Here is a 6,889-nt window from a genome sequence, read left to right as displayed (position 1 = left end):
GCTCGCCCCCCTCCCCGTCGCCGCGCTCCGCCTCGCGCCCGAGACGGCCTCGGGCCTCGCCCGGCTGGGGATCCGCCGCATCGGGGATCTGACGGGGATGCCGCGCGCGGGCCTCGCCCGCCGCTTCGGTCAGGATCTCGTCCGCCGCCTCGACCAGGCGCTGGGGGTGGAGCCCGAACCGATCTCGCCCGCGGGCGCGCCCTTGCATTTCGCTGTGCGCCTCTCCCTGCCCGAACCGATCGGGCTGCAGGCCGACATCCTCGGCGGTCTCGACCGGCTCCTGCCACCGCTCTGCGACAAGCTCCGCGCCCGTGGGCGCGGCGCGCGGAGGCTCCGGCTCGAGATGTTGCGCGCCGAAGGCGGCACCGAGGTGATCGAGATCGGGCTTGCCCGCCCCGCCGACCGCCCCGACAGCCTGCGCCCGCTCTTCGAACTGAAACTGGGCGATCTGGATGCCGGCTTCGGCTTCGACGTGCTCCGCCTGTGCGCCCCCGTCACCGAACCGCTGCACGCCACCACCCACAAGGGCGGCTGGGCCGTCGCTGCCGAGGCGCGGGCCGATCGCACCGATGGGCAGGCGCTCGACGATCTGATCGCCCGGATCGGCGCGCGCGTCGGGCTCGACCGGATCACCCGCGAACATCCCGCCGACAGCCATATTCCCGAAAAGACCCAATCGACCCAGGCCGCCGCCTACAGCGCGCCCGCGCCCGACTGGCCCGCCCCCGCGCGGCCCCGGCCCCTGACGCTGTTTCGCCCCGAACCCGTCACCGCGCCCGCCACGCCCGATCTGCCCGCGCGGTTCCGCTGGCGCGGCCGCGACTTCGAGATCCGGGCCGCCCACGGCCCCGAACGCATCGCGCCGGAATGGTGGCTCGACGATCCGAACTGGCGCTCGGGCGTGCGCGACTACTGGCGCGTGACGACCACCCAAGGGGCGCGGCTGTGGCTTTTCTTCGCCCATGGCGCAACCCTCTCGGGGGGCTGGTTCGCGCAGGGCGATTTCGGCTGATTCGACCCCCCGCCAAAATTGTTACCCAAAGGTAAACAATCCCCTCCGATCTTAAGGGATTTTTCGAAAATACCCTTTAAAAGAAAGACTTGCTTAACCAAAAGACACCACAATTCACCCTTTGGTTTGACATTTTTGGCGACTTCGGGATCCACTCTTAGCCATAGTTAACCAGCGCTGAACGCCTCCGCTCCGGCCCTGGTCATTGTAACGATCGAGTGAGTGACCAAGATGTTGTTCGGGATTATTCCGCTCCTGCTGGCGGCTGTCGGTATGACCTTCCTCCTTGGTGGCGAGGATGACGACACCGAAGATACGCCGGCCCGCGACGGCACCGAACGCACCCTCACCCCCGATGACGACAGGCTGATCCTGCGCAATCCCGATGTCGATCAGGTCAACGCGCTCTCGGGCGACGACACGATCGGCTCGTTCAACGCGGAAAACCTGATCCTGAACCTCGGCGACGGCGATGACGCTGCGGCGATCCTGAACGGGAATGTCACCGTCAATGGCGGATCCGGCAACGATACCGTGCTTCTGGACAGCGGCACGCTCTTTGCCAACCTCGGCCTTGGCGATGACGTGCTCGAGGTCGAGCCGATGGAAAACACCACCGTCACGGCCTTCGGCGGCGGCGGCAACGACAATCTTCAATCCGGCATGGGCAACGATCGCCTCGTCGGCGGCACCGGCGCAGATACGCTGAACGGCGGCGCGGGCGACGACCTGCTCGAAGGTGGCTTCGGCGCCGACCGTCTCTTTGGCGGGGGCGGTCTGGACACGCTCCTTGGCGGCGATGCGAACGATCGGCTCGACGGCGGTCTTGGCGACGATCTGCTCAACGGCGAGGCGGGCAGCGACACCCTCATCGGCGGCGGTGGCGCCGACCGACTGCTCGGCGGGGCCGGCAACGACAGCCTCGACGGCGAGGAAGGCAATGACACGTTGCGCAGCGGTGACGGCGACGACACGCTGATCGGCCGCACCGGCGATGACCTGATGTATGCCGACGCAGGCAATGACTTGATGAACGGCGGCGCAGGGGCCGACTTCCTCGATGGCGGCACCGGCAACGACATCTTGCTCGGCGGCGACCAGAACGACCGCCTTCAGGGCGGCAGCGGCGATGACTTCCTGAACGGCGAGGCGGGCGACGACATCCTCGTCGGCGGCTTCAACAACGATACGCTTCTGGGCGAAGACGGCAACGATCTGATCACCGACCTCTTCGGCAACGACAGCCTCGTCGGCGGCGCGGGCGACGACACCTTGACCTCGGATGGCGTGCAGGACACGCTCTTCGGCTTTGCCGGCAACGATGTCATCACCGCGGTCGCGGAGAATGCCACCATCGCGACGGGTTCGATCCTCGATGGCGGTACGGGCGACGACACGATCGTCGGCGACATGAACGCCACCATCACGGGTGGCGACGGGGCGGATGACATCACCATCCAGACCCTGTTCGGCACACCGGACACACCAGCCCGGATCACGGATTTCACCCCCGCGACGGATCGGCTAACGCTCGACATCACCGCCGAAGGCGCGAGCCTGCCCACACCAGCGCCCACGCCGGTCTTGCGCGCCAGCGCAGGTCCGGCAGGTGTCGAGGTTCTGATCGGCGACACGGTCTTCGTGGTGCTCGAAGGCGCCACCCTGACGCCCGAGCTCGAGGCCGCGATCCGGATCGTCTGACCCGGACGCGATACGCGTCAGCGGCGGCGGATCAGACCGCAGCCTTGCGCATTTCGTCGAGATAGATCTCGCGCAGCCGCGCCGTCACGCGGCCCGGCGCGCCCGACCCGATGGGCTGCCCATCCATCTCCACCACCGGCATGACAAAGGCCGAGGCCGAGGTGATGAACGCCTCATCCGCCGCCTTGGCCTCCGCGACGGTGAAGGGGCGCTCCTCCACCACCATCTGCGCCTCGCGCGCGAAACGCAGCACGGCGGCGCGCGTGATCCCGTGCAGGATCTCGGTGCCCAGATGGCGGGTGACGATGGTGTTGCCCTTGACGATATAGGCGTTGTTCGACGTGCCTTCGGTCACATGGCCATCCTCGACCATCCAGGCGTCGTCGGCGCCCGCCGCCTTGGCCATCATCTTGCCCATCGACGGGTAGAGCAGTTGCACCGTCTTGATGTCGCGCCGGCCCCAGCGCTGATCCTCGATGGAAATCACCTTCATCCCCGTGCGGGCCAGGGGGTTTTCGGCAGGACCCGGCTTGGATTGGGTAAAAAGCACGATGGTGGGCACGGGGTCCTTGGGGTAGGCGAAATCGCGATCCGCTGCGCCCCGCGTGATCTGGAGATAGACGAGCCCCTCCTCGATCCCGTTCGCACGCACCAACTCGCGGTGGATTTCCAGCAGCTCGTCCTCGGTCACGGGATTGGCCATCTGCAACTCGTCCAGCGACCGCTGCAGACGTTTGGCATGGCCCGCGAAATCGATCAGCTTGCCGCCCAGAACGCTCGTCACCTCGTAGACGCCATCGGCGAACAGGAAACCACGGTCGAAGACCGACACCTTGGCCTGATCCTCGGGCAGGTACTCTCCATTCACGTAGACGGTGCGGGTCATTGCAGGCTCATCCCCAAAGTTCGGGCCGCGGCGGGTGCACGCCCGCGGCGTCATAATTCAAAGGCACCGTCCGGTCTTCTGCCAGCAGGAGCGGCCCGTCAAGGTCCACGATAGCCACGCCTTGCGCCACCAGAACCGCGGGCGCAATGGCAAGCGAGGATCCGACCATGCAGCCGACCATCACGTCATGACCCGCGGCCTCCGCCTCGGCCTTCAGCGCCAGCGCCTCGGTCAAGCCGCCGGCCTTGTCGAGCTTGATGTTGACCATGTCGTACTTGCCCCTCAGCCCCGGCAGGCTGTCGCGGTCATGGCAGGACTCGTCGGCACAGACAGGCAGGGGGCGCGCGATCTCGGCCAGCATGTCATCTTGTCCGGCGGGAAGGGGTTGTTCCACCATCTCGACGCCCAGCCGTAACAGGTGTGGGGCCAGATCGGCATAAACCTCCGCCGTCCACCCCTCGTTCGCATCGACGATGATCCGCGAGGTCGACGCGCCCGCGCGCACGGCCTCCAGCCTTGGCATATCGTCGGGCGTGCCAAGCTTGATCTTCAACAACGGGCGATGGGCATGGGTCGCGGCCGCCGCGCGCATGGCCTCGGGCGTATCGAGCGACAGCGTATACGCTGTCACCACCGGCCCCGGCGCAGCCAGCCCCGCCAAGTCCCAGACCCGGCGCCCGGCATGCTTCGCCTCCCAATCCCACAAGGCACAATCGACCGCGTTGCGCGCCGCGCCAGCAGGCAACGCCGCTTGCAGGTCGGCGCGACCGATCCCGTCGGCCAACCCCTCGATCTCGGCCGCAACAGTATCGAGCGTTTCGCCGTAGCGCGCATAAGGCACGCATTCGCCCCGCCCCGTCACGCCGTCACGCGTCACGGTCACGGTCAGAACCTGCGCCTCGGTCCGCGACCCGCGGCTGATGGTGAAAACCTGCGCCAGCCGAAACCTGTCCCGCGTCACCTGCAACATGCCGCCCTCCCCTTCATCTTGGCCGAAAAACTCCCCCCGGAGGGTCCCCGACCCACCACAAGCGCGCCGCTTCAGATCGCGTCCAGCGCATCGGCAAGCTTGGCCGCGCCCTGCCGGAACGGGTCGCAGGCGGGCAGACCCAGCCGCTTCTCGGTGGCCTCAAGGTAGCTCAAGGCCTCGTCCTCGCCCATGGCGGAGGTGTTGATCGACACGCCCACCACCTGACAGGCCGGGTTGGCGATCCGCGCGATGGGCAGCGCCATGTCGCGCACCGCCTCGAGGCTCGGCAGGTCATAGCCCGGAAGGCCGCGCATATGGGTCCGCGTCGGTTCGTGGCACAGGATCATCGCATCGGGCTGGCCACCATGGATCAGGGCCATCGTCACCCCGGAATAAGACACATGGAACAGGCTGCCCTGCCCCTCGATATGGTCCCAATGATCGGCGTCATTGTCGGGCGTCAGCCATTCGACGGACCCAGCCATGAAATCCGCGATCACCGCATCCAGCGGCACGCCGTTCCCGGTGACAAGGATGCCGGTCTGCCCCGTGGCGCGGAAACTCGACTTCCGCCCGCGCGCCTTCATCTCGGCATCCACGGCGAGAGAGGTGTACATCTTTCCGACCGAGCAATCCGTGCCGATGGTCAGGCACCGCTTGCCCGTCCGCTTGACGCCATTGGCGATCGGGTATTGCACGCTCGGGACCCGCACATCGTGCAGGCTGCGCCCCGTTGCCTTCGCCACGGCCACCAGATCGGCCTCGTCGCGAAGCAGGTTGTGCAGCCCCGAGGCGAGGTCGAACCCCTCCTCCAGCGCCTGCACCAGAACCTTTTTCCACGCCGCCGAGATCACGCCGCCCCGGTTCGCAACGCCGATCACCAGCGTTTTCGCCCCCGCCGCCTTGGCCGCCGCAAGATCCATGTCCGGCAGGCGCACGTCGGCGCGGCAGCCGTCCATGCGGAACTGGCCCAGCGCGTTGTCGGGACGCCAGTCGCGGATGCCTTGCGCCACCTTGGCGGCCAATTGGTCGGGCGCATCGCCCAGAAACAACAGGTAGGGGGTCTGGATCATGCTTTGGTCTCCGGGCGCGGGGTCAGGTCTCGAACGCTCCCGGGAAAGATAGGCTCCATTCCGTGCAGGTCGGTCGCAATTTTCGCGACCTTTCGCGGCTCACGCACAGAATTTTTGCGCGCAACCGCCAATCTGCGGGAAATCCTGTCGTCTTTCAGACCGAGGGCAAGAAGCCCGCCACCGGTTCGGCCGGCGTTTCGAAATCGACCGGCGCGCGGGTCAGGGCGGCGGTGTTGCGCTTGAACTCATAGCGCATCAGGTCGCCGTCCTGTTCCGAGGCGACGATCAGCGCCTGATAGAGGTGGCGCGGGCCGTCGTAGATATCGATCAGGCCGCGCAGATGCGGCGCATCTTCGGCATCGACGCAAAAGCCCTGCTCGCTCATCTCGAGGATCGGATAGGCCTCGTCGCCCACATGCACGACGCGCGTCGCCCGGCGGCGGCGTGCCGTTCTTTGCGCTGCGGCCAATTCGTCGCGCACGGCCTTGGGGAGAAACTCAGACATGGCCCGTCCTTCCGATCAGACTTCTTATACAGGTGGTACAAATCCCGATTAGGTCAATGATTTGAATATGCTGCACCTGCATCCGTCACGCAGCGGCAACAGCCGCCTCTGGACGGGGGCTGCATAAAGCCGCATCGTGACACTTCCATGGCAGGCCCGCAGGTCGGGCACAGCGCAACAAGGTTCCCGGCATGACACCCGGCCATCCCGCCCTCGCCTTTCTCAATTCCGTCCAGGACGACGGCAAGACACGCAAGGCCGACAGCTTTGCCGACGGGGCGGGTTTCGTGGCCATCCTCGAAAGCGCGGGCCTTGTGCCGCGGGGCCTGCCCGCGCCAAGCCGCGGCCAGATGACCGCGATCAAGGGTCTGCGCGAAGCCGGCCACGCCGTTTTGTCGGCCATCGCCGCGAACCGTCGCCCCGGCCGCGAAGAGGCCCTGACGCTCGAGGCGGCGATCAAATCGGCGCTTCAGGATGCGGGCTTTGCCCTCGGTCCAAAGGGGCTCACGCTCCAGCCCGGGCCGCTGGGAGGTTTGCACGATCACCTGGCGCTCGCGCTCTTCGACCTGCTCGGCCGGGATGATCTGGACCGGTTGCGGGAATGTCGACGCTGCACGCATCTGTTCCTCGACCATGGGCGCGGGCAGGGTCGGCGCTGGTGTTCCATGGCGCGCTGCGGCAACCGGGCCAAGGTGGAAACCTTCCGCGCCCGGCAACGCGCCGAGGGCTGAACATTCGACCG

7 protein-coding genes are annotated in these 6,889 nt (G+C 66.9%); 3 read left to right on the top strand and 4 right to left on the bottom strand.

The features are described 5' to 3' along the window. The coding region (locus QQK63_RS17175) for a DUF6504 family protein (protein WP_348540442.1) at positions 1 to 1,012 on the top strand (1,012 nt) is incomplete at its 5' end. Positions 1,013 to 1,243: 231 nt separating this feature from the next. Further along, positions 1,244 to 2,713: a calcium-binding protein gene (locus QQK63_RS17170; protein ID WP_277825931.1), complete on the top strand. Its 1,470-nt coding sequence runs from the start codon at positions 1,244 to 1,246 to the stop codon at positions 2,711 to 2,713. A 31-nt stretch (positions 2,714 to 2,744) separates the two neighbouring features. Here QQK63_RS17170 and QQK63_RS17165 read toward each other — a convergent pair whose 3' ends face one another. The 4 genes from QQK63_RS17165 to QQK63_RS17150 all read right to left on the bottom strand — a co-directional run bounded on the left by QQK63_RS17165 (position 2,745) and on the right by QQK63_RS17150 (position 6,147). Then, complete coding sequence (locus tag QQK63_RS17165) at positions 2,745 to 3,599, bottom strand: D-amino-acid transaminase (protein ID WP_277825035.1); 855 nt, start codon at positions 3,597 to 3,599, stop codon at positions 2,745 to 2,747. Positions 3,600 to 3,606: 7 nt separating this feature from the next. After that, positions 3,607 to 4,569, bottom strand: a complete 963-nt coding sequence (dgcA, locus tag QQK63_RS17160; RefSeq protein WP_277825037.1) for an N-acetyl-D-Glu racemase DgcA — start codon at positions 4,567 to 4,569, stop codon at positions 3,607 to 3,609. A gap of 71 nt (positions 4,570 to 4,640) precedes the next feature. After that, positions 4,641 to 5,642, bottom strand: coding sequence for an N-acetyltransferase DgcN (gene dgcN / locus QQK63_RS17155; protein ID WP_277825039.1), 1,002 nt, complete (start codon positions 5,640 to 5,642; stop codon positions 4,641 to 4,643). A 154-nt stretch (positions 5,643 to 5,796) separates the two neighbouring features. After that, a complete protein-coding gene (locus QQK63_RS17150; RefSeq protein WP_277825041.1) occupies positions 5,797 to 6,147 on the bottom strand; it encodes a hypothetical protein in 351 nt (116 codons plus the stop codon). A gap of 191 nt (positions 6,148 to 6,338) precedes the next feature. On the opposite strand from QQK63_RS17150, the gene QQK63_RS17145 reads away from it, so the two are divergent. Further along, entirely contained in the window at positions 6,339 to 6,878 is a 540-nt protein-coding gene (locus QQK63_RS17145) for a CGNR zinc finger domain-containing protein (protein ID WP_277825043.1), read from the top strand. Positions 6,879 to 6,889: the final 11 nt, after the last annotated feature.

This window comes from Roseicyclus marinus, from assembly GCF_030163795.1.
Lineage (GTDB): Bacteria > Pseudomonadota > Alphaproteobacteria > Rhodobacterales > Rhodobacteraceae > Roseicyclus > Roseicyclus marinus.
Note: the sequence above shows the minus strand (reverse complement) of the source record. Positions and strands in the feature narration are given on the sequence as shown.